This window comes from Paucibacter sp. PLA-PC-4, from assembly GCF_026241155.1.
In the GTDB taxonomy this organism is placed as follows: domain Bacteria; phylum Pseudomonadota; class Gammaproteobacteria; order Burkholderiales; family Burkholderiaceae_C; genus Roseateles_E.
In genome coordinates this window covers 66,943-89,732 of sequence record NZ_JAPFGP010000019.1, presented here as the reverse complement: position 1 = coordinate 89,732, position 22,790 = coordinate 66,943, and the positions used below count along the sequence as shown (strand labels likewise).

At 65.7% G+C, this 22,790-nt stretch carries 22 protein-coding genes; 3 read left to right on the top strand and 19 right to left on the bottom strand.

The genetic code is table 11. From position 1 onward, the window contains the following. Positions 1–3: 3 nt before the first annotated feature. From virB10 to OOZ63_RS24150, 11 genes are all read right to left on the bottom strand, one after another. The gene (virB10, locus tag OOZ63_RS24200) at positions 4–1,419 is read right to left on the bottom strand and encodes a type IV secretion system protein VirB10 (RefSeq protein ID WP_266008213.1); all 1,416 of its coding nucleotides are present in this window, start codon (positions 1,417–1,419) and stop codon (positions 4–6) included. Beyond that, complete coding sequence (locus tag OOZ63_RS24195; RefSeq protein ID WP_266008211.1) at positions 1,416–2,354, bottom strand: TrbG/VirB9 family P-type conjugative transfer protein; 939 nt, start codon at positions 2,352–2,354, stop codon at positions 1,416–1,418. The genes virB10 and OOZ63_RS24195 overlap by 4 nt, the downstream gene beginning before the upstream one ends. Then, entirely contained in the window at positions 2,351–3,112 is a 762-nt protein-coding gene (locus OOZ63_RS24190; RefSeq protein ID WP_266008210.1) for a virB8 family protein, read from the bottom strand. The genes OOZ63_RS24195 and OOZ63_RS24190 overlap by 4 nt, the downstream gene beginning before the upstream one ends. A gap of 46 nt (positions 3,113–3,158) precedes the next feature. After that, the gene (locus tag OOZ63_RS24185) at positions 3,159–3,863 is read right to left on the bottom strand and encodes a type IV secretion system protein (RefSeq protein ID WP_266008209.1); all 705 of its coding nucleotides are present in this window, start codon (positions 3,861–3,863) and stop codon (positions 3,159–3,161) included. Positions 3,864–3,889: 26 nt separating this feature from the next. Beyond that, positions 3,890–4,912, bottom strand: a complete 1,023-nt coding sequence (locus OOZ63_RS24180; protein WP_266008208.1) for a type IV secretion system protein — start codon at positions 4,910–4,912, stop codon at positions 3,890–3,892. Positions 4,913–4,921: 9 nt separating this feature from the next. Further along, the gene (locus OOZ63_RS24175) at positions 4,922–5,341 is read right to left on the bottom strand and encodes a hypothetical protein (RefSeq protein WP_266008207.1); all 420 of its coding nucleotides are present in this window, start codon (positions 5,339–5,341) and stop codon (positions 4,922–4,924) included. Continuing rightward, the gene (locus OOZ63_RS24170) at positions 5,338–7,830 is read right to left on the bottom strand and encodes a VirB4 family type IV secretion/conjugal transfer ATPase (protein WP_266008206.1); all 2,493 of its coding nucleotides are present in this window, start codon (positions 7,828–7,830) and stop codon (positions 5,338–5,340) included. Before OOZ63_RS24170 ends, OOZ63_RS24175 begins: the two co-directional genes overlap by 4 nt. Further along, positions 7,823–8,155, bottom strand: coding sequence for a type IV secretion system protein VirB3 (locus OOZ63_RS24165; RefSeq protein ID WP_266008205.1), 333 nt, complete (start codon positions 8,153–8,155; stop codon positions 7,823–7,825). Before OOZ63_RS24165 ends, OOZ63_RS24170 begins: the two co-directional genes overlap by 8 nt. A gap of 14 nt (positions 8,156–8,169) precedes the next feature. Beyond that, positions 8,170–8,466, bottom strand: a complete 297-nt coding sequence (locus tag OOZ63_RS24160; protein ID WP_266008204.1) for a TrbC/VirB2 family protein — start codon at positions 8,464–8,466, stop codon at positions 8,170–8,172. Positions 8,467–8,528: 62 nt separating this feature from the next. Continuing rightward, positions 8,529–9,005 carry a lytic transglycosylase domain-containing protein gene (locus OOZ63_RS24155; protein ID WP_266008203.1) on the bottom strand — a complete coding sequence of 159 codons (477 nt, stop codon included), beginning with the start codon at positions 9,003–9,005 and terminating at the stop codon, positions 8,529–8,531. An 11-nt stretch (positions 9,006–9,016) separates the two neighbouring features. Then, positions 9,017–9,394 (bottom strand): hypothetical protein, encoded by a 378-nt coding sequence (locus OOZ63_RS24150; RefSeq protein ID WP_266008202.1) that lies wholly within the window; start codon positions 9,392–9,394, stop codon positions 9,017–9,019. A 10-nt stretch (positions 9,395–9,404) separates the two neighbouring features. Between OOZ63_RS24150 and OOZ63_RS24145 the strand changes: the two genes are divergently transcribed. Then, positions 9,405–9,659, top strand: a complete 255-nt coding sequence (locus tag OOZ63_RS24145; protein WP_266008201.1) for a hypothetical protein — start codon at positions 9,405–9,407, stop codon at positions 9,657–9,659. A 284-nt stretch (positions 9,660–9,943) separates the two neighbouring features. Here OOZ63_RS24145 and OOZ63_RS24140 read toward each other — a convergent pair whose 3' ends face one another. The 7 genes from OOZ63_RS24140 to OOZ63_RS24110 all read right to left on the bottom strand — a co-directional run bounded on the left by OOZ63_RS24140 (position 9,944) and on the right by OOZ63_RS24110 (position 14,849). After that, positions 9,944–10,393: a PaaI family thioesterase gene (locus OOZ63_RS24140; protein WP_266008200.1), complete on the bottom strand. Its 450-nt coding sequence runs from the start codon at positions 10,391–10,393 to the stop codon at positions 9,944–9,946. Between the two features lie 137 nt (positions 10,394–10,530). Beyond that, positions 10,531–11,079: a hypothetical protein gene (locus OOZ63_RS24135; RefSeq protein ID WP_323055783.1), complete on the bottom strand. Its 549-nt coding sequence runs from the start codon at positions 11,077–11,079 to the stop codon at positions 10,531–10,533. A 53-nt stretch (positions 11,080–11,132) separates the two neighbouring features. Then, a complete protein-coding gene (locus tag OOZ63_RS24130) occupies positions 11,133–11,345 on the bottom strand; it encodes a hypothetical protein (protein ID WP_266008198.1) in 213 nt (70 codons plus the stop codon). A 29-nt stretch (positions 11,346–11,374) separates the two neighbouring features. After that, a complete protein-coding gene (locus tag OOZ63_RS24125; protein ID WP_266008197.1) occupies positions 11,375–12,472 on the bottom strand; it encodes a WD40/YVTN/BNR-like repeat-containing protein in 1,098 nt (365 codons plus the stop codon). 7 nt (positions 12,473–12,479) lie between these two features. Beyond that, entirely contained in the window at positions 12,480–12,716 is a 237-nt protein-coding gene (locus OOZ63_RS24120; RefSeq protein WP_266008196.1) for a hypothetical protein, read from the bottom strand. Positions 12,717–12,807: 91 nt separating this feature from the next. Then, positions 12,808–14,094, bottom strand: coding sequence for a tetratricopeptide repeat protein (locus OOZ63_RS24115; protein ID WP_266008195.1), 1,287 nt, complete (start codon positions 14,092–14,094; stop codon positions 12,808–12,810). Next, positions 14,091–14,849: a sterol desaturase family protein gene (locus OOZ63_RS24110; protein ID WP_266008194.1), complete on the bottom strand. Its 759-nt coding sequence runs from the start codon at positions 14,847–14,849 to the stop codon at positions 14,091–14,093. Before OOZ63_RS24110 ends, OOZ63_RS24115 begins: the two co-directional genes overlap by 4 nt. Positions 14,850–15,122: 273 nt before the next feature. Between OOZ63_RS24110 and OOZ63_RS24105 the strand changes: the two genes are divergently transcribed. Continuing rightward, positions 15,123–16,769 (top strand): alpha/beta hydrolase, encoded by a 1,647-nt coding sequence (locus OOZ63_RS24105; protein ID WP_266008193.1) that lies wholly within the window; start codon positions 15,123–15,125, stop codon positions 16,767–16,769. A gap of 555 nt (positions 16,770–17,324) precedes the next feature. Next, entirely contained in the window at positions 17,325–18,074 is a 750-nt protein-coding gene (locus OOZ63_RS24100; protein WP_266008191.1) for a PEP-CTERM sorting domain-containing protein, read from the top strand. Positions 18,075–18,700: 626 nt separating this feature from the next. On the opposite strand, the gene OOZ63_RS24095 is transcribed toward OOZ63_RS24100, so the two are convergent. After that, the gene (locus OOZ63_RS24095; protein ID WP_266008190.1) at positions 18,701–22,777 is read right to left on the bottom strand and encodes a beta strand repeat-containing protein; all 4,077 of its coding nucleotides are present in this window, start codon (positions 22,775–22,777) and stop codon (positions 18,701–18,703) included. Positions 22,778–22,790 lie beyond the last annotated feature (13 nt).

The window sequence follows — 22,790 nt, the reverse complement described above, 5'->3', positions numbered from 1 at the left end:
GCGTCAGGGCCGGGACGGCTCGGTGGGCTCAAGCGCATACACGCCGGAGAAGTCGACATCCCGTGCGACATAGATGCCGACGATGGCGCCCTGGTTCTGATAGATCAGCGGCGCAATGTTGATCGTGCTGTCCAGCACCTTCTCGGCCAGTTTGCTGCTGTTGGCCGTGGTGGCGGGCAGCACGATGGTGTCGCCCTGTCGGTCCTGCGACTGCTCTTGAATGATGAGCTTCACCGAGTCGTCGATCAGCGAGAGCAGCATGGCTGCGCCTATGCGTTCGCCCCAGCGCTTGTCGACATGGCCGTCGATCCCCGATTCGCCCAGCTGTCCGGTGGCTGGTGAGTCGATGTCCACGGTTACGCCCAGCGGCGTGCGTACCCGGGTCCACAGCACGGGGATGCGCACCATGCCGGGTCGCACCGTGGTCACGCGGTACTCGCCGTCCAGGTGTGAGCCCCGCTCGATCAGCAGCACCCGCCCGTCGTCGCTGTACACATGGCGCTGAACCATGCAGCCGACCATGCCGGAGCTCGCCGTGACCACCCGGCTCTTCAAGGCGCAGGTGAATGCGCTGCCTTTGGGCAAAATCAGGCTTGTGTGGCCGAGTTGCCTCGCCATTGCCTTTGGCGTTGCGGAGCCCAGGAGCTGGCCGCCGAACAATCCGGTGGATGCGGGTGCGCCGGCCGATGGCACGGCCGGCAAGCCGCCTGCGCCTGCGCCCTGGGCCAGCTCAGTTGTTCGGGTCAGGTTGTCCAGCAGTCCTTGGAGCTGCTGCTGGTAGCGCTTGAGATTGCGAGATGTGTCCGACAGGGCATCGGCAGGGGAGTCCGTGTCGGGTTCTGTCGCATCGCTGTGCCCGCGCGCCTCGATCGCCGCCGGCGCGGCGCCCATGACCGCTCCTTGCTTGGGTCGGGTGCTGACGAGCAGCACGGGCGCGTCCTCGGGCAACTGCGGCCTGACGCCCTGGGCGTTGCCTGCGGCCGACCCGCTGCGGCGCACGCCGATCGGCTCGACCAGTTCTTCTTCGGTCGGCACCAGCGCCGGCACCACCGCCGGCACTCTCGGCGCGGGTGCCCCTGAGCCTGGCGTCATTGCTTCAGCCGCCGGTGCGCCCGCCAAGTCGAGCCTGCGCGGCTCGGCGGTCGCCGCAGCCGGTTTGTTGCGGACCCTCTTGCCGTCCCCCTCGTCGGCCTTCATGGCGCTGGCTGTGCAGCGCTGAATGGCAAGGGCCGACACGATCACCGAGCTGCCGACGAGCAGCACCACAGCCAGCATCCCTTTTTTGGACACCGGCTGGCGCGGCTGGGCCGCGACGTTCGGAAGTCCTGCTTCTCCAGGCAAGGGCGTGAAAGTTGCGCCTGCCGAGCCGGCTGGCTGTGCCGCCGCCTGGGCATCAATGTGTGATGATGCTTCGGTCATGGGGCACCTGCGGTGTGTTCGGATCGGGGGTCTGCTTGGCCAGCTCGGGCTGCATGCCTGAGCACACGGCGCAGTCCCGGCACCGTTGTGGCCCCTTCGGGAGGAGCGCCGTCGAGATCGAAAGCCTCGTTCCAAAGCCCCACGACCGCCGCACCGGCGCGCAGCATGAGCCGGCGGCTGACTCGGTCGATCACCAGCAAGTCGTCTTCCATGCGTGCATTGACAAGCGCCTCGCTGCCGTCGCCCAACACATGGAACACCGCTGGCAGCTCGCGATTCCCCGGAAACCTCAAGTAGGTGAAGCGGCCGTCATCGAAGACCAGGGTCGGCACGATGTCCTCGGAGCTCTCGCCTTCGGCCAGGGCGTATCGGGTGTTGAGCACAACCGGCTTCGCCCGGAGTCGTTCAGCCACCAACTGCTCAGCCGAGGGTCGCACAGGCGGCGGCGCCAGCGGGACCTTCAGCGCTGGCGTGGATCGCTGGGCCTGCGGGAGCGTCGCGCGCACGGCCAGAGGCGGGGCCTTGACGACGAGCCGGTAGACCGATGGCCTCGGGTCCTCGTCACCGAGCACCAAGAGCCGGAAGTTGTGAACACGCCGGTTGCTGACCACCGCGAGTGTGTTTGCGGCAGCCGCCGTGCTTTTGGGTTTGATGAAGACCGTCCGTCCGCCTGGCTGTGCCGCGATGCACCAGGCCGCCTCCGCTTTGGCGCAGTCACCGCCCAGACCCGCTCCCACCTCGGCGATGGCCTCGTCTGTATCGAGCACCAGCAGGGTCACGACACCACGCCTGACCGGTACTGTGACGACCGAGTTGGGGTCGTAGACAATCTCGCGCAGGCGGGCATCGCCGCCTAGGGTCGTGGCTCCCTGGGCTGCAGCGGCGCTGCCGAGCAGCAAGCCGCAGACCATTGCCAGGCGATCGCTCGCCTTCATGGCCGGGCTCCCGAGGTAGCGATCTCAGGATCGGACCGGTAGGCCACGACGACGAAACCGAAGGGGTTCTCGAGCCGGTCGCGTTCCTTGGCGAGAACGTGAGGCTGGTACTGGAAGACGATGCTCGCGACATGGCGCGTACTGATCTCCGGCAGCTTGCGGTCGGTCGCGCGCACCAGCTTGTCGTAGGTGACCGTGGCCTCGCCCTTGTTGCCGCTGCGCCCGGCGGCGGAGAGTCGGACGCTGACGATGTTGATGCGCCAGTCCTCGGACGCGCCGACCTTCTTGTGCAGGGCGCCCTCACCGTCGAACTGCCGGCTGTAGTCCGCAAACACTGGCGGCACGGCCATGCGGGCGACCTGGTCGAAGTCGCGTTGCAGGAACATCCAGCTGTAGCCCTCCCGCGCGCGAACGAAGCGGGCCAGATTGTGTTTGTCGAGCGCCTCCAGCGCAGGCACGGTCTCGACGCTGAGCCGCTGCTGGATGGTGGTCTCTCCGGTCAGTCGGTCCACCACGATGGGAATCTCGACCACCTTGCGCAGCGGACCCTGGACAAATACCGCGGCGATCCCCGTCAGACCCAGCAGCATCCCAGCGCACGCGACCCACCAGGCGCGCCGCTCAGAGGATTCGAGCATCAGCGCGCGGTCGATCTCCCAGGCGCTGTTGGCGGCGATCGAGATCGCTTCTTCATCGTCACCGTGATCAATGGGGTCAGGCAATGCGGCGGCTCGACCTCGCATCAAGAATGCACTCATGGCGGATCCTCTCAGGGCCACGCGCTCGCGTGGCCCGGGTCAGTGTTCAGGGCAAGTAGTCGGCGACCTTGCCCGTACGGCTGAGCATCTGGTACTGACGCTCTCGCTCGCGCGAGCGCGCGATGCGCTCTTCACTGTCCGACATGCCCTGCAGCATCTGCACCTGGGACATCTCGTGGGCCAACAAGGCGTTTTCTGCGCCGATGCGAGCCTGGATCTCCAGCACGGCCTTTTGGTCGACCGTCGCATTGATCTGGCGCATCAAGGACTGGATCTGGTTGAGCCGGCCCGCTGCTGACTTCATGGCGTCCTGCAGCAGACCCTTTTGTTGGTAGGGCTGGGCCAGCGCGGCCTGGCAGCGGGTTTGATCGTCCCCGTTGCGGTCGAGGCAGTTGTAGACCATTTGCAAGTCACGCAGCGCCTTGGCCGTGGTGTTGAGCCCCGGGTAGCCGGAGGTGTCGACCGCATTGATCAGGGTGTAGGCCTCGGCCGGCACATAGTTGCGCAGCAGCGGGTTGCTGAAGACCTCGCCGAGATTTCGGATGCCGGTGATGCTGCGGAGCTGATCCCGCAACTGGACGATCTGCTGCACCTGGTTGTTGATCGAGGTGATGTCGTTCATCACCTGCTGGATGGTCTGGACCAGGTTGGCGGCATCGATGACCGGGATGCCCTGAGCCTGCGCTCGGTGCGGGCCGAATGCGCTGGCGATCACGCAGATGGCGGCGACAAGCTTCAGACGTGTAGACATGGCAATACTCCTGAACTGGAGGGTGATCACACCCGGCCGCGCATCGCGGCGAACCGGTAGGCGGCGGTTCGTGCCGTGCCGGCCGTTCGGCCTGTGGTGGATGCAGCGCCGCCTGCGGCGCGGACAACCCCGCCTGGTGAACTGTTGCCGGCTGGCCCTCTCGTGAAGGACCGCGAGCGCAAACCCGAGACCATCATGACGTTCTGGATCATCTGGACGCCTTGCTGCACGGCTGCGCCGCCGGTGAGTGCAGACGCGAGGCTCGGCGCCTGAAAGCACAGGATGGCCATCAGTACCATCACGATGCAGTACTTCAGCGACTCCGCAACGACATTGAAGGTGGGGCCGAGGAAGCCGCCCTGATCCTGAATGACTTGTACGAGTCTCTCGCCCAAGGATGCACTAAGACCCAGCGCGAAGAACGCGAACCAGGCGAGCACGACGGCGTTCAGCACCATGGACAGCCAGCTGTCGAAGAAGCGGGCTGTCGGCCGCCAGGCGAGGCAGAGGATGAACAGGGGACCCACCGCCAAAGTGAAGGTGAGGAACACCTTCGCAAGTGTCACAACGAACAGCGTCAAGCAGAGGAAGACGACGTTGCCGAAGGCCGTGACGATGGCCGCGAACACCAGGTCCAGACGTGTGATGCCGGCATCCTTCAGAAGATCGACCACGAGCTGACTGGCTCGCTCATTGAACGCGTCAAGAATGGCGTAAGGGGTGGCGATCGCGTTGGGATTCGCTGCCGCCGGCAGGAAGGTCGTGGCCACACCGGTTGCGAGTGCATTGGCTGTGTCGACCACATGGCTGATGTAGACGCCGGACTGCAGGGAGAATGCCAGCACCAGGCCGATCTTGAAGGCCCTCCAGGTGAAAGCTGGAACCGTGTCCGACACCTCGTTGCGCAGCACGGCCCATCCGAAAAGCGCAACCCAGATCGTCATCGCGGACAGTGCCACCGGCGTAATCCCCGTCATCAGCGCTGCCACGACGCTGATGACGTAGGTGTTCAGCACACTGTCGAATTGCGAACCGACCCAGGCGAACATGATGCTTACTCACTGAACGACGACGTTGGGCAACGTTTTGGTGGTGACGCACTTGCTGTGAAGGGTCGGCCGCTCGCACTGCAGCCATTTGCCCTTGGATTTGACGATCCATAGCCTGGGTCGCTTCTCCGTACCGAACGAAGATGGGCGGCATGTACCCGGTCGCGCATAGATCTCGGAGCACTCACGCAAGCCCTCGTGCGTTTCGACCATCAGCCAGCCCCCAGTACTGCATGCCGGTGAGGCAGCCGGGCAAGGCTTGCCCAGCGTCGCCTTCGGCAAGGGCGGCGTCTCGACTCTGGCGCTGCCGTCGGGGGCGAGACTGACCGCCTCGTTCCCCTTGACGAACTGCGCGCAGGCGCTTGTTGCCGCCAGTGCAAGGACAAGTTCCAGCGCGCTCAGCGCTGCGAGATGCTGAACTGTGTTCATGCCGTTCTCCCGGAATTGCGAAGCCTTCGACTCTGAACATCCCGCCGAAAAACCGGGAGCCATTCAAACGGATCGTCGCCGTGGCGCTCACGCAGCGCATCGAGCAGCACCACGTTGTCGGTGGTGCCCGAGAGCACGGCGATGAAGTCATCCATGCCGGCCAGATCCAGCTCGCAGATGGCGCTGGCATGGCCCTGCTTCACAAGAAAGCGCCGCCCGCCTTGCGCGCTGAGGCCTCGAACGATGTCGAACTCGGCCTGGCTGAGGCCGAAGCCCTCGACATACTCCTCTCGCAAGGCCTCGGGATTGGCCAGAAAAATCTTGGTCACGCTCTGCTCGATCATCGTGCGCCCGATGGGGTGGCGCAGCACGTCGGACGGACTTTGCGTGTCGAAGATGCCAAGGCCGTTTTGCTTGCGGATGGTCTTTTGCTTTTGCTTGGCGAAGTCGCTGAAGATCTCGTGATCAAGCGCCTTCCAGAATTCCGAGATCACATAGATGAGCCGCTCGCCGTTGACGAGTTCTTCCATCACCTGCAGCAGATACATCATCACGGGTGTGCGCACCTCGGGCAGGTCCAAAAACTCGGTGGTGTCAAAGCCGATGATCGCCGCTGCCTGCAGCTCAAGCAGCCGGTCGTCGGCTTGGTCGAACACCCAGCCCAGTGCTCCCCCTTCGCACCAGCGGCCCAGCCGCTCGAAGAGGCTGTTCTCGCCAGACTTGGGCAGGTTCTGCCGGATGGTCGACAAGCGGCGCAAAGGTGCCGGCATCATCGCCACGGCCCGTACCGCCGCAGCAATGGCGCGCTCGTCGGCGGGCAGCAGGGGCAGGGCGGCGCTGGTGATGCAGGTGCGCACCAGCTGTTCCCAGAACTGGATGCGCGCGGGCGTCGGTTCGCGTTGCAGCGGGTTGCACCCGGTCGGCTTGCCGGCCTCCAGCGTGAAGTAGCGGCCCCCCAGCGCGCGGATGGCGATTTCGCAGCCTCGGTCCAGATCGAAGAGCACCAGGCGGGGTGGGGGATCCCATTTGCGCGTGAGCGTCAGGAGGAACATCTCCAGCGTGGTTTTGCCGACACCGGTGGAGCCGATGATCAGCGTATTGCCCGGCAGCTTCTTGTCGGCGGAATCCTCACCCTCCGGGCTGCTGTGCAGATTCAGATAAAAGGGCTGGCCAGAGGGCGTGCGCAGCAGCGCCAGCGCCTCACCCCAGGGGTTGCCGTCGCGCTTGCCGCTGGCAAAGTTGTGAGCGCTGGCCAGCGCCGCAAAGGCGCGTGAGGACAGCTTGGCATCCCGGGGCCGCCATTGCCAGTTTCCCGGCATCTGGGCGAACCAGGCGGCATCCGCCACCAGGTCTACCGCCGACATCTGCAAGCTCGACGCCTCTGCGACGGCGCCTATCGCCTGCGCGGCGCGCCTGCCCGCATCTGCCAGATCCTCCCCGAAAACGACGAGACTGTAGTGGTACTCGCCCATGCAGAACTGGCCATCGCCGAGCTCATTGAGCGCGGTGTCCATCTCGGCAATCTGGCTTGCAACGACATCCTCGCTGGCGATCAGCTGATCCCGCTGCAGCTCCAGCGCCCGCATGGCGTCGCGGCGGGGAAGGATAGAGAAGCTCTGCGTCTCTATGAATTCGCTGTCCTCGTAAAGCAGCGCGTTCAGGATGCCGGGTTCGACCGAATCGGCGTACTCCTTGATGTCGACCAGGGCCGCGTAGCGGCGGGTATCACCGTGCCGCAGCTCGAGCTTGTCGCCGCCGAAGAACAGCCGGGCAGTGGGCAGGGTTCGATAGAGCGGGCCCGCAACGAATGGCATTGGATCTGAGCGTCCGTTGACCAGATAGCCGAGGAATTCGGCGAGCTCGGAGTAGGGGCGGCCGCCCTGATGCCGTATGCCCAGCAGCCGGGGGCCGAAGCCCCTCAGTACGCGCGCCACCAGCGCGGACTGCTCCTGCATCATGCGCATGGCCTGCGCCTGTGCCTCGGCAACGGCGGCCCTGGATCGCGGCGCTGAGTGCAGCGCGCGGTGCAGGCGCGACGAGTCGGGTCGGTAGACCAGGGTCAGGTAGAGCTCGGTGCTCATCATCGGCCGCCCGCTCAACTGGCTGTGGCCGAGACTGGCCTGGTAGGCGCGCGAGAGATCGCGGGCGAAGCCGGGCGACTGGGGGTCAAGCAGTTGATCGAGGACGCGTCGGTGCAGCCGATGGGTCCACACGGCCCAGTGACCGCCGGCCAGGTTGCGCAGCAGATTGCACATCGCCTCATGGCGCTCTGCAATCTGGTGCTCGTCCGCGCACTCGAAGGCAATGCCATCCAAGCGCCAAACCCGCAGGTAGTTGCCGCCGCGTGTGATCACGTCGTGTGCGCCGAGCAGCGACGAGAAGGGCACAAAGGCGGCGACGGGGTTTTCGGTATGCGCTTGGTACCAGTGCCGCGGCTGTGCCTTGCGGCGCCACGGCCAGCCTGGTGCTGCGCCGGAACTGTCAGACATGCCAGGCATCCCGAGCTCCTCGGTAGAGGTGGGGGGCATAGCTGCGCGCGCCCCAGAACCGGTGGTTGCGGTCGTGCAGCCGCAGCTTCAGAGCGACGCAGACCTGCTTGAAGCGCTGATCGTCCTGCGCAGTGACGATCCTCATCCAAAGCCACGCGGGACCGACGGCCAACAGGACGCCCAGAGCGATCCACCAGCTGATGAGGATGCCGCCCCAGACGATCACAAGCATGCCGCTGCCGACCAACACCACCAGTGGGGTGAGCGGAACACCGAAGGTCATGGCCGGTCGCGTCGCGCCCTTGAAGATGGCTTCGCTTTGCATCGGTGTCTTCGCCGTCAGCTGACAATGAAGGCGGCAAAGGCGCCGGCGCCGCCGATCAGCGTGCCGCCGATCAGAATGTTCGCGACATCCGACAGGCGTGCCGCCTGAAAGATCATCTTGAATCCAGCCCAGATGATGGCGATAGTGACCACCGCGACGGACACCACCACCAAGATGGCATTGACGTTCATCACCGTGGTGTTGACCTTCTCGAAGCCCTGCGCCGCCGCGAGTTCGCAGCACAGCAGGACGTAGGCAACGAGTGAAGCGCGGGCGCTTGGGCCCGTGTGTGTACGAAGAATCGGGCGCATGAGATCACCTCCCTGCGGGTGTGGGAACGCGTATCGACGAGTGTGGAATCAGCCGCAGGTGGCTACGGCGGGGCGCCAGGCATGGCTCGAGCGACACGGCGCACATAGCCGTGCTTGAATCCGGTGACGAAGTTGCCGCTGTAGTAGCAAGACAGTGCCTGTCGCAATGCGAGCTGCTCAGTTCGCGGCAATCTATGCAGATGCGGGACTCTGGCCATGCATTCGGTCAGCACTGTCTGCATGGCGCTCAGGTTGGTACAGGGGTCGAAGGCGGTGTCCAGCGTCAGGCCCAGGCGCGCGAAATTGCCCCGGTTGATCTGGCCGAGCCCGACGCTGTAGTTCCAGCCGCTGGCTTGCAGGGCGCGCGCGGTGGCCAGCGCCTCAGCGCGGTTTCGCGGTTGGCGGGTCAGTCGAGCGCCGACCACGCCGATGGCCCAGGGATTGAAGGCGCTCTCGGTGCTGACCAGTGCGCGTGCGGTGTCGGCATGCAGCTGCGGCGCACAGGCCAGGGTCAAGGAGAGGAAGGTGGAGGCGTCCATGGTGTGTAACCTCAGTGGCTGGGCTCAGCCGCCGGTGTCTCCTGCTGCTGGGTGGCGAGCCAGGCGGCGTAGTCGTCGTCGAAGCGAGGGTCCCAGCGGCCCAGCTGAGCCTTGGCGGCGGGGCTGAACTCGGTCACGGTGCTGCCGTCCATGCTCCACCAGGTTCGGGTGAAGGCCGTGCCATTGACCGTGACGGACACGGCACCGGAGTAGTCGCAGAAATAGCGGGGACCGCCCTGGGTCTCAACGAGGCGTGTGTATTGGGGCGGGCAGAAGCTGGGCGCGCTCGCCCAGGCGTGGCCGGCAGCGTTGCCGCCGCCCGCCATCGCACAGGAGGGGAAGGCCTTGCCCCGGGCCAGGTCGCGCAGCAGCTGTGTGATCGTCGGCACACACGGGGGAATGGCCCGCCAGCTCGGCGCGGCCAGGCAGAGCAAGACCTTGCATCCGTCGACGGCTGCGGCGGGAAGGCTGGTGCTGAGCAGCGCGGCCGCGGTCGTGAGCGTGGTGACAACGCCGACCCTGCGGCAGGTGGGCGCGGCAGCGACAGGCCTGGTGTCTGGGCAGGGCGCGGATGTCGGGCAGGTAGTCATGGCGGCGCTGGCAGTGGTGAAGACCTTGGGGTTTCGCTGCAGGCCGCGATGCTGCGTCCTGTGAGAAAACTCTAGGCGCCATAACCACCCACTCGGGCGATGACTTTTGACCAAAATTCATCGGATTTCGCAGTGTGAGATTGAGAGCGCCTATGCCTGGAACCCGGAGCTTTGCCGTCAGTGCTGAGGGCCAAATCGGTCAGGAAGTGGACGCGTGTTGAGCCGAAGGGGAAGTTCTCCTTGCTGATGCGAACGGCCAGAAGGCCGGCGCTGCATCTCCACCTGCGGGCACCGGGCAGGGTCTTCACGAGCGCTTGCGCTCTCTACGACGCCTCCCAGCCGCAGCAGTCAGGGGGGCGTCGTCAACTTCAGATTCCAGTTGAAGCTTGCCTTGGCCACCACGGTGTCGTCGTCGGCGCGAGCACTGACGTCCACTGCAACTTCGGCGCGGCCGGTTCGCTGGAGCCAATCCAGAACGCTTGCTGGCTCCTCAACAAGGACTGCCTTGGCCCACACCTGGCCCTTGGCAGGCTTGAGATAGTCAATTCGGGCGTCGCGCACGACAAAACGTAGTTGCATGATGACCGGCAGCAGCGCGCCGGTCAGGGCTGCGCCCGAGGCTGACTCGCAGATCGTGAACAAGGCGCCGGCGTGGGCAGTGCCGACATGGTTGCTGAGCGTCGGGCCCACGTTCATGCTGACCGAGGCGTCACTTGCCGAGATGTCGGTGATCTCGATGCCGAGAAGCTTGGTGAATGGCACCGAGCGGCTGAGCTGGCTTTTGATGACCTTGAACATGAGGCGCGGGCTCCAATGGGCAAGCAGTGAGACGGAGGTTTGAAGTAGAGGCATGTCCAGGCGCTATTGAGGACCCAGTCCCAATGTGCCGTGCAACCGTCCGCTTGGCGTCCGTCGGCCGGGCGGCCAGCGCCGCTTCACTTCAGGGTCTCGACCCATCGACCCATCGGCCAATCGTGGGAACAACGCACAGGGGCTGCTCGACTCAGGCCGTGTGGCGTTTGCCTCCCGTGATGCCTCCCGGGACGCCTGTCCTGGCGCCTGCCAGTGCTGCGGCGTCGACATTCGCGCGCCGGGTGCTGACCTGCGGCAGCTCGGGCGAGCAGGAAGTCCGTCGCAGACCTCGGCGCCAGTTCATCGCCCTCGATGTTGATGGCCAGCACCGGCAGCTGCAGATGACGCATGGATTGCTCGCATCTCTGGCCGATGGCGAGATGGCGGTAGCTGCCTGTCAGCGCCATGCCGACCCAGTCACGCATCAGGCGGCGCGGCTGCTTGCCGCCAAAGCCGAGCGGGCGCCCCGGGTACCACGGCAGCAGTCGCGATACCCAGTCGATCATCATCAAGCCGCGGCGAATGCTGCGCTGCCTGGCGGCGGGCCACGCGCGCCAGTCGGGGGTGCCACAGGCCGCCAGTGCCAAGCCGTCGAAGAGTTCGGGCGCTCTTGCGGCGGCCGCTATGCCCATCTGTCCGCCCACGCTGTGCCCGATGAGGATGATCCGATCCGCTCCGCTCCGCGCTAGCGCAGGCCTTGCGCGGCCACGGCCATGGCCTGCATGAAGGACTCAAGACCGGGCGAACGTGGTTTGAACAAGCGCTTGCAGCCCGGTGCGAGCGCGGGCAATGCAACGAAGTGGCAATCTGCACCCAGCTCGCGCAGGGCTGCCTGCAGGGGTTGGTCGTACCCGGGTGGCACGCCCAGCGCGGGTGCAATGAGGACGGCGGCTCGCACGGTGGAATCTTCAGAGGCTCGACAAGGTTTCACGGCAGCTCGACGCGCATCACGCCACCTTTGTACAGACCCAGCAGGTAGGACGTGCGGCCCGACTCCTGCAATGCGTGAATGGCCCAGGCGCCACCAAACAGCGCGGGGTCCGTGGTCTGGAAGCTGCGCCAGGTCTTGCCGGCGTCGTCGGAGACCACGAGGTGTGCCGCTTGTGGCGTGTCGTAGTTCTTCATCCAACGCGCCGAGACGAGGCGCCCGGGTTTGTAGGCGTCAAACGCGACGTCGAAGTAGAAGTTGTAGCCATCGTGCAGCAGCTTTTCCCAGGTCGCACCGCCGTCCCGGGTCTGCACAACGCCTCCTTCTCCGGCGATCAGGAGGTGAGCGGCGTCCACAGCGGTGGCGAACTGCAGGCCTTTAACGACGCTGGGGCTGGGCAAGAGGCCTGCATGCGTTACCACCTGTCGCGTGGCCTCGGCACGCCCAAACAGGATCAAGCCTTCGATAGCGTCCTGCCCGCCGTACCAGATGTCGCCACTGCCGGCGTGAACGACCAGCGCTGCCTTGGGCTGGGAGAATCCGTGCCAGTCCCCGTGCAGCACGGTCCAAGTCCGACCCTCATCGCGGGACTCGGCCAGCACGTCCGAGCCCGTGGCCACCAGACGCTGGCGCGGCCCGTCGAATGCCAGCGCATGCGCCGGCTCAGGCCCGAGGGGCCCACCGAAGTTGCTGGGAATGGGCTCCCAGCTGGCACCGCCATCAACAGTCTTGAGCAACTGCGGCGTCGCCGCCGGGCCATCGGCCGTCGGACGGGCGCTGGCGATCCAGCGCTGACCGCTGATGGCGATGACATCGAGTATGGTCTGGTCAGCCAGGCCGCGCGGCTCCCATGCACCGCCGCTGCGCTGGAACACACCGGCGTCGGTGGCGGCCAGCACGCCCGCATCGCTTGGGCGCAGGCGGCTGACAATGCGACCTTGCAGACCTTCGGGAATGAACTGAGGCGTAGCCGGCGGCGGGGGCACCGGTTGCGGCGCATCACCGGCGCCGCCGCCGCAGCCCGCGGCGGCGAATGACAGGATCGCGGTGATCAGCGGCGTGATCAGGCGATGGCTGAGAGTGCGGGTGTCGTGCATGGCCAGCTCACTGATGCATGAAGACCTGCCCGGCGCCGCCGTCAAGCGTCGATCGGCCGTCGGCAGCGAGGTCGTGGATGGCGATCGCGGCATCGAGGCCGCAGGCGAGCAGATTGCCGCCGTGCTTGGGGGCGTGCGCGAGTGCCGCCCAGAGCACGGCCAGCTTCGAAGGCACGTTCAGCGTGTCGATGCTGCGGCTGCAGCGCACGCGGGCGAATGCCCGAGCCGAGAACGGCGCCGGCATTGGTAGCACCAGATTCGTGCCCAGGCCTGATGCAGCGGCAGGCAGTAGGGACGGTCGCGGAGATTTGAAAAACAGGCAGTTCATGGCAGGTTCATCCCTGCTTGATCGGCAGAGCCCGCGTCCGCTCGTTGCGCAGCGCCTGCGCCAGCGAGACCTGTCCGTCGCGCTCGGCTGCGACGATCAAGGTCTGGTCGATCAGGTCGCGCTGGGCATGGCTGCCGCCGAATCGATGAGCATGACTGCGCACGCTGCGAAGCCGATCAGCGCAAAGGCCGTAGCGGCCAGCCCCGAAATCAGCGATGGCCTGCGTGGCCTCGCAGCCCACGTCGCGCAGAAAACCGGCGTTGTCGCCCGCGCCGTGCACCGCGCGCAGCTGTGAGGCCAGCAGGCGCTGGGCGTCGTCGTGGCGATGCGCACCGACAAAAGCCATCATGGCGTGCATGTCGTTGAAGGCGTAGTTGCCCGCTTCGGCCAGCGGTGCCCAGCGCTCGGCCAGCGCCTGCCAGCGCGTCCCCACATCGATACCGCGCAGATGCAGCCGCCATAGCAGCGACGATGCATCGATCATCTCGACCACGACGGCCGACGACGCAGCGACGATGCACCGGTCCATCAGCGCCATCACCTGGGCGGTGTCACCCAGCTCAAGGTGGAACAAGGCCAGGTGCCAAGTGTTGTGCACGACAAGGAAGCTGCGGTCCGACCAGGCGCTGTCGTCGGACTGCAGCCAGGCAATACCCTCCTGGCGTCGGCCCTGCATCTCCAGCACATGCGACACGGCATGCCAGGCCCATCCGTCGCGCCGCTCCAGCTCGACGGCTTCACGGCCCAGGCGTTCAGCCTGGGCATAGTCACCCATCTCCTCCAGACCGAAGGCGAACATGCCCAGCACCGCGTGGCGGCCGGGACGGCCGCTTTGCCAGTGCGGCAAGGCCCGCGCGATCCGGTCGCGCAGCATGCGAGAGTGGCCGGTGAAGAAGTCGACCTGGTGGCCTGCCTGCAGGGCCAGGGTGTCCAGCGGCCAGCCGATCGACAGGTCTTCCAGCGTACGGCCGCAGGCGTGCCAATGGCCGTCGATGAGCTGGCCTATTGCCTTGAGGTGCAAGGCCTCGCGTTCGGTGGCGGGCAGCCGGCTGGCCTGTGCCAGTGCATGGCGAGCCGGCTCGATGCCGGCAGGATCGGTGCCCAGCAGGTTCAGCCAAGCCACCAGCGCATGCGCCATGGGCATGTCCGGACTCAGAGCGATCGCCTGTTGAGCCCCGGCCAGCGGGTCGCCGGTGAAGCAGCGAAACTCGTGGCTCGCTTGTTCGTAGGCGTCAACAGCCGCGCCATTGGCACCGCTGAGCGCGTAGCCCTGAATGTCATTGATGCGCATCATTGGCCCCCACCTTGCTTGTGCGCCGCAGCGCTGACGTCCCGAAAGAACAGCATGGAGACGATACGCGAGGATGCGCCGTCGTAGAAGCCCTGGAGTCGCCGCTCATCGCGGCCGCTGCGCGGGTTGCAGTACGTGCCGAATACCATGTCCCACAAGGGCAGGTCCGCATAGTTGAAGGCGTGCACGCTGCGAGCGTGATGCACGGCGTGGCTCTCGGGACATTGAATCAGGTAGCCCAGCCAGCGCGGCGTGCGCACGTGGGCATGCTGGAAGATGCCAAGAAAGGTGAGCGTGGCAGCGGCCCATCCACCCGCTTCGGGGCTCAAGCCCAGCAGTGGGAAAAGCACCAGACTCGACAAGGTGGTGAACAGCGCGGTGTCGATCGGATGAAGATAGTAGGCACCCCAGGCGTCCAGGCTCTCGGCGCTGTGGTGCATTTGGTGGCCCAAGCGCCACAGCCATCCGATGCGATGCGCCGAGCGGTGGTACCAATAGTGGAAGAACTCGTAGACCACGACCCCGAGCACCGCACCGCCGAAGGTGCCGAGCGCGGCGCCGTTGAACAGGTGAGCACCACCCATCCAGCTGCCCCAGGCCTGGCCGACAAAGAGCGCAAGGACGAAGTTGACCGCCGTCACCGCGAAGGCACGGCTTCGCCACCAGCGCGTGCGCACGCCCTTGGGCGGTGGGTTGAAGAAGTCGAGCAGCAAGAAGGCCGGCAGCAGTGCCAGCGCGAAGATCTCTAGCCAGGACATGGAAGCTCCTATAAATTGTCTGAATGGGCGGGACGCCGCTGTGGCACTGAAACTGCGGACGAGTTCCGGCGATGTCGCAACTGTCGGCAATAAGCGTCTGTTCGGCGTCCGCCAGCCGCCTGGCAAGGCAACGGACGGGTGGCGGATGCCCACTCCCTAGGATGCGTGTTGCGCGTGTTCGCCCCTGGTGACCAGAGCCGGGGTGTGCTGGCAAACTGGCAGTCCACCGGCATGCCAGACCCTCCGAGCGCCACTGCAATCCAAGCACGCCCCATGAGCATCGCGTCCCCAGCCGATTCCGCATCCCGTCAGACCCTGGTATTCCATTGCCAGGCTTATCCAGCCCTCGCGCTCGATGGCAGGCCGGTGCAGCTGCGCCTCAAGCATGGCCTGGCGCTGCTGTTGCTGCTGTCAGAGGCGCCTCGGCAGCTGGCGCGCGGGCAGCTCGCGGAGATGCTGTGGGCCAGCGCGCCAGGCGATGTCGGCCGCGCCAGACTGCGTCGTCTGATCCATGAGATCAACGCCATCCTCGGGCTGACTCTTGTGCTCGGTGACGCCGACACCCTGTGGCTCGACCACGCAGCCGTGGACATCGACTCGGACGTGGTGCAGGTTCGTCGTGCAGCTCGGCAGTTGCTCGCTTCACCGGACGCCAGTGAGTCGCGCCAGTCGCTTGAAACATTGCTGGCGCCGACAGCCCACCAGATCGCCGACGGCTTTGAGCTCAACAGCGATCTCTTCAACGCCTGGCTCGACGCGCGCCGCTTGGAGCACGAGAGTCTGGTGATACGCGCGCTGGGCAATGCCGCAGGGCCTTTGGTCGCCTCCGGGCAGCCGGGGCTGGCTGCGGAAGCCGCGGTGCGGCTCATCAGCCTGGAGCCGCTGGGAGACACCGGACACGCGCTGCTGTTAGAGGCGCGCGCCATGCTTGGTGACGCATCAGGGGTCGAGTCGGCGTATTTTTCGTGTGCGGAGTTGATGCGCACCGAGTTGGGCGTGCGGCCCTCCGCCAGGATAGAGGCCGCTTACGCGGCTGCGCAGGCGCGGCTGAAGGCCAGCACTGACCAGGAAGCCCCGCGCCCGAACCGCCTGCCGCCGATCCGCTTTGCGGACGCCGACGACGGCGCAGTGGCGTACCTGGAGCTCGGCAGCGCACAGACCACGGTCATCATCCTGTTCGGCCTGTGGTCGCATGTCGAAGTGGCGTGGGAAGAGCCCAGCATCCGCGCGATCTTGCAACGGCTCGCACGCCGCTGGCGTGTGGTGCTGATGGACCGACGCGGCACCGGCCTGTCCGAGCGGGTCGGCGTTCAGTTGTCCGCACGCACGGGTGCCGACGATGTTGAGGCCGTGCGCCGGGCAATCGGCGCAGAACGGGTGTGGCTGATGGGGAACTCCGTCGGCGGCACGATCGCTATCGAACATGCCCACCGCTACCCCGATCATGTGCAGGGCCTGCTGCTGTACGGTGCCGGCTCACGCGGCACATGGGCTGAGGACTACCCCTGGGCGCTGACCTACCAGCAACTCGAACTTTGGCTCGATGAGCTTCGAACTTCATGGGGCCAGGCCACCAGTTGGCAGCAGTTCGCACCGTCGATGGCCAGCGACCCTGTCGCGCAGGACTGGTGGGCGCGCATGCTGCGCCAGTCGATGTCGCGCAACAGCGTGCCGCTTGTGCTTCAGGCTTTCGCGCAGATGGACGTTCGTGATCGTCTGCCGCACCTGCGAACGCCCACCTTGATCGTGCAGCGCGAAGGCGACCGGGTCGTTCGCGCCGGCGCCGCGCGTCATCTGGCCGCCAGCATTCCCGGTGCGGAGTTGGTCATGCTGAACGGCAACGACCACCTCATGTGGTGCGGCGACACGGCGGCCGTGCTCGATCAGATGGAGCAATTCGTGGCGAGCCGGACTTCATAGGTTCTGCCATGGCATTGCGGCAAGCACTTGCACAACGGACCTGGGAAGGGCCCACACAGCGCTTGACGGATTCATCCGCGCTTTGCTTGCCGCCGCTGCGTTGTTTTGCCGTCCACAGGTGCTCAGCGCGACCTGCTCGACCAAGCGCTGACTGAAGGCGGGCGCTGCCGCTGCCAGACCTCAGGGCGGCAAGCGCCGCCGCCTTGCGTGACTGCGCCCTCTTCGCGTCAGAACTCGATCGGCAGTGCCTGGCTCACGAACTGCCCCTGACCGCGCGCAGTCCCTGTCACGCGATGCCAGGAGGCTCGCGCCTGAAGTCTCGCGACCTGCCCGGCAGCCAAGGCGAACACCCGGCCCACCGGACGCTCAGCAGACGGGCCGCGCAGACAGTGCATACCGCTACTCCCTCAGAGCCCAACGGCATCGGTGGCTTCGACGACAGGGCCGCGGTGCTTCTTCTTGCGCTGCTGTTGCTGCTTGATGTCAGCGGCCCAAGAGGGGGGCGACTCTCTCCTGCCTTTCCCGTCATTCTCCATTTTTGCTCCAGAGGAAATCATGAAAAGACTGCTCGCTATCTGCACCTGCGCCCTGGCCATTGCCGCGGCCACCGCACCGGACTCACATGCTGCAGGTTATCAGTTCGACTTGCCCGACATCGGCAAGTTCGACGACTTCATTGCCGAGGACGGCTCTGCCACTTTCACGGGAAACGGCTTTGTCGGCATGTACAACGACCGCTGGAGCCATCACGGCATCACTTGGTCGCATGCGCTCGATCTCAACAACGCCAATGACGGCCGCACGCTGATGCAAGTGAACCTGGCGCCACTGCAGGGCCAGCAGATTGTCTCGGCCACACTCAGCTTCAAGATCCTTGACGGCCAGGACGCGCCGAATACGGCCTTGGTTCGGTTCACAGGGTTCGACAACGGTGTCGGCAATCTGGGAATGGCCTGGGACGCGCCCGCTACCTCGCTCGGGTCGGTCGAGCACGAGGTGTTCAACGGCAGTCCCGATAGCCAAGCTTTTGATATCACGTCGCTGCTGCGCCTCGGCGTGGCATCAGGCGGTGACTGGATGGGTCTGCATCTGCAGAACCTCGGCGGTGGCCAGTTGGCAACGCGTACCTATGAGTTCTTGCTCGATGAGCAGATCGCGATGCTCGAACCGGATCGCGCCCAAGTGCGTATCAATGTCGTCACCGCTCCCGTGCCGGAGCCCACCAGTTGGGCCATGTTGCTGGCGGGTATCGCAGCCCTTGCCTGGACGCGGCGGCGGCGTTCGAGTGCGGCGGCGGTGATTTGAGGCCAAGCCCGGGCTGCGGCATTGCCTGCGTTTGCCATCGCGAAGCTGGGAAAGCCTTCTCCCGGCATGGTTTCGCAGCAGCTGGGTGGTCGTGGGCACGGTCTTCATAGAGCGCCGCACGCGGCCATCGAAGGCTGCCGAGGAGGGCAGGGTGGTGCTGCGCGGTGCGGCCCAAGGCTCGCCTGCTACCGACTTCGTGCCGGCCGTCGCGAAGACGCCGGGGCAGCATCGGCGGCTGGCAGGTCGGCTGTGTGGTCAGACGGATGCTGCGCTCAAGGCGCAGATGAACCGACTACGGCTCGACCAGGTGCTGGGCTGTGGACGTGGGGAGGCGATCCTCGACGACGCCTGTGTTGCGCAGAAATTGGTCGAGATGAACCGCTACAGCTTGGCGCCGACCCGTGTGCTCGATGGCGCCGGGCTGGGCAGTCTGCAAATCAGCCGGGCGTTCAAGACGGGAGAGGGCGCGAGCTTTGCGCGCACAGTGGCCATGCTGCATGGCCTCAAAGTTCGGCAGCTTCGCGATGACACGGAACTCGAGCTGTGGCAGGGCAATGCCAATGCCCTGGCTGCGCGAGGTCCGCCGGCTTGCGGCCAGCCGAACCCTGCGCTGGAAGGGACCAGGCTCAGGCCATCGTGCAGGGTCGTGAGGCGGCAAGACGCGCTGGGTTGTCGCGTCCGCACTTTTGCTGCCGCCGTGCATACCCGCCCAGCAGGCCCAAGCCGAGCATCATCAGCCCGTAGGTCGCCGGCTCGGGTACGGCTGAGACGGCAGCGACCTTGGCGATGACCCCGTCGGTGCCGTAGTTCATGGTCAGCTCGTACCCGTTGGCAAAGACTCTTGCAAAGCTGCCGTCGATGAGGCCGTTGCCAGATGTGAGAAAGCTGTATGTCTCTCCGATCACCGGCTTGTAGCCGCCAAAGTCGAGTTGCAGTGCACCGCCCAGTGTCACGTCACCGTTGACCCGCAGCCAGTCGTACTGCGCGCCTTGCAGCAAGCCGGCTACCTCGACCACCAGCAGGCTGTCTGTGCCCAGCGTCAGATCGCCATCGATGGTCAGAACGCCGGGCGAGTTGCCGGCGGCGATGGTGCCGCCAAGGTTGATGACGTCGGCCTGTACCGTTCCACTGCCCTTGAGTGTCCCGGCCTCGAGCCGCAAGGTGCTGGCCTTGAGCAATCCGTCGACGATGGTGGTGGCGCTGGCGCCGTCCTGCACATAGCCCGAAACGATGCCGCCCGCGTTCAGTGTGCCGTTGGCGTTGACATGGAACTGGCCCTGGTTGCGCAGGGCGACGCCGGCGACATGCAGCACATCACCGCTGTCGACCAGCACGTTGCCCTGGTTGGTGAGCTGGGTCGTCACATAGCCTGGTCCGCGCAGGGTGTGCTCTTTGGCTACTGTCAACGCACCGGTTCCGCTGATGGTGCTGTAGTTCGCATCGGTCAAGACGGTGCTTCCGCTGCCGGCCAGCGTGGTGTTGCCGGTGAGACTCAGCCTCGCCGTTCCCGTGTTGCCGCTGCCGCTGATGGTCAGCGTGCCGGAGTTGGTCACGGTGCCTGCGACACTGAGTGGGAGGTTCGGTGTCACTTGCCATGTGCCTTGCAGCGCGATGTTCTGGAACGTGCCGCTGCCGCCCAAGCGGCTGGCGGTGCCCATGCCGTGCAAGGTGCCACCAGTGAAGGTCCCCCCTGCCAGCGACAGCAGGCCATTGCTACCCACTCGCACCAGGCCGGCGCTGTTGTCGAAGGCGTTGCCGGTGCCGGCATTGACGGTGAGTTGTCCGTCGGCGATGACGCTGCCCTGGTTGGCAATGCTGGCTGTGACATAACCGCTACCGCGCAGGGTGTGGCCTTGTGCGACTGTCAGGCTGCCGCTGCCGCTGACGGTGCTGTAGTTCGCATCGCTCAAGACGGTGCTGCCAGCGCCGGCCAGTGTGGTGTCGCCGGCCAGATTCAGCCTCGCCGTTCCCGTGTTCCCGCTACCGTTGATCGTCAGCGTACCCGTACTGATCAGTGTGCCTCGGGTGTTGACACTGTGACCGCCGGCCAGCGTCACCTGGCCAGTGCTTGACACAGCGTCCAGCGTGGTGCCCCCAGTCAATAGCAGCGTGCCGGACAGGGCGACGTCCTTGAATGTGCCGTTGCCAGCCAACCGGCTGCCTATTGTCGTGCCCTGCAGCATGCCGCCGATGAAGGTCCCCCCTGCCAATGACAGCAGGCCATTGCTGCCCACGTGCACCAGGCCGGCGCTGTTGTCGAAGGCGTTGCCGGTGCCGGCATTGACGGTGAGTTGGCCGTCGGCGATGACACTGCCTTGGTTGGTAATGCTGGCTGTGACATAGCCGCTACCGCGCAGGGTGTGTCCTTGGGCGACTGTCAGTACGCCGCTGCCGCTGATCGTGCTGTAGTTCGCATCGCTCAAGACCGTGCTGCCAGCGCCGGCCAGTGTGGTGTTGCCGGCCAGATTCAGCCTCGCCGTGCCTGTGTTCCCGCTGCCGCCGATCGTCAGCGTGCCCGTGTTGATCAGTGTGCCTCGAGTATTGACACTGTGACCGCCGGCCAGCGTCAGCTCGCCAGTGCTTGACACCGAGTCCAGCGTGGTGCCCCCAGTCAATAGCAGCGTGCCGGACACGGCGACGTCCTTGAAACTGCCGTTGCCGGCCAGGCGGCTGCCGGTGCCCATGCCGTGCAAGGTGCCACCAGTGAAGGTCCCTCCTGCCAGCGACAGCAGGCCATTGCTGGCCACTTGCACCTGGCCGGCGCTGTTGTCGAAGGCGTTACCGGTTCCGGCATTGACGGTGAGTTGGCCCTCAGCGATGACACTGCTCTGGTTGGCGATGCTGGCCGTGACGTAGCCGCTGCCGCGCAGGGTGTGGCCCTGGGCGACTGTCAGGACGCCGTTGCCGCTGATTGTGCTGTAGTTCGCATCGCTCAAGACCGTGCTCCCAGAGCCGGCCAGCGTGGTGTTGCCGGCCAGATTCAGCCGCGCCGTCCCTGTGTTCCCGCTGCCGCCGATCGTCAGCGTGCCGGAGTTGGTCACGGTGCCTGCGACACTGAGCGGGACGCTCGGCGTCACCTGCCATGTGCCTTGCAGCGCGATGTTCTGGAACGTGCCGCTGCCACCCATGCGGCTGCCGGCGCCCAGGCCCTGCAGTGTGCCGCCAGTGAAGGTTCCGCCTGCCAGCGACAGCAGGCCTGCATCGGCGACCTGGACCAGACCGTTGCTGTTGTCAAAGATTGCACCCGTGCCGGCATTGACAGTGAGCGTGCCGTCGGCAATGACCTTGCCATTGTTGGTGATGCCAATTGCGGCATAGCCTTTGCCGCGCAAGGTGTGGCCCTGGCCGACTGTCAGCACGCCGGTCCCACCAAGGTAGCTGTAGTTGGCATCGGTCAGAACGGTACTGCCGTTGCCGGCCAAGGTGGTGTCGGCGGCCAGATAGAGTGCGGCGGTACCTACGTTGCCACTGCCGCCGATGGTCAGCGTGCCCGTGTTGGTCAGTGTGCCCCGGGTATTGACGTGATGTCCGCCCGCCAAGGCGAGCGCGCCGGTGTTCGACACCGAGTCCAGCGTGGTGCCGCCTGTCAATGTCAGCGAGCCGGACAGCGCAACGTTCTGGAACCGACCATTGCCGCCCAGGCGACTGCCTGCATCCAAGCCATGCAGCGTGCCCCCACTGAAGGTCCCGCCCGACAGTGCCAGCATGCCCGCACCGGCCACCTGGACTTGCCCGCCGCTGTTGTCGAAGGTGTTGCCGCTGCCGGCGTTGACGGTGAGCACGCCGTCGGCGACGACGCTGCCTTGGTTGACAATGCCGACGGCGGCATAGCCACTGCCGCGCAGTGTGTGCCCCTGACCAACCGTCAGCACGCCGGTCCCGCCGAGGTAGCTGTAGTTGGCATCGGTGAGAACGGTACTGCCGTTGCCGGTCAAGATTGTGTTGCCGGCCAGGTAGAGCGCGGCGGTGCCGACGTTACCGCTGCCACCCAAGGTGAAGCTGCCCGAATTCTGGACGGCACCGGCCAGGGTGAGCTTGCCTGCACTGGCGATCTTCAATTCACCCGCATTGCTGATCTGGGCGATGGTGAGGCTGCCGGAAGGCAGCGTCAGCGCAGCGCCGCTGTCGATCTGAAGTTCACCCAAGGTGCCCGACCAGTTCCCCGATGGGCTGTCATAGAGCGCTGACACCACGACTCTTGATTGCGAGTAGAAGCTCAAGCTGCCTGAGATCTGGCCGCCGGCCAGCACCAGTGTGGCTTTCTGAATCGGTCCGCTGGGCTGGTAGACCGTATGCAACTGGCCGATCGAGGCGCTACCGGCTGCCAGCTGTGCACCGCTGTCCAAGCGCAGCTGCGAGATGCCGTCCCAGGCCCGCATGTCCAGGCTGCTGGTGCTGAAGGCGCCGCGCAGTACCGCCTCCGAGGAGGGCTTGTCGTAGGTGTCGGTCGGCACGCCATTGACGATCCACTGCACTGGACCGAAGTAGACCGGAAAGATAGGGTCTGGCAGGTTGAACAAGTCGCCTGCCCACCAATTGGAGGCGTGGAACCAGTCCGTGTTGGCACTGCCCAGCCAGCTGTTCACACCCACCGTGACGGAACTGGCGATGGTTGCTTGGCTGCCCAGCAGGGCCAGCACCGAGGCGGTGGTGAGCGCACTGTGGCGCAGAAGGCGGCGGCTAACACGGGAGAGTCTGGTCATGGGCAATGGCTCG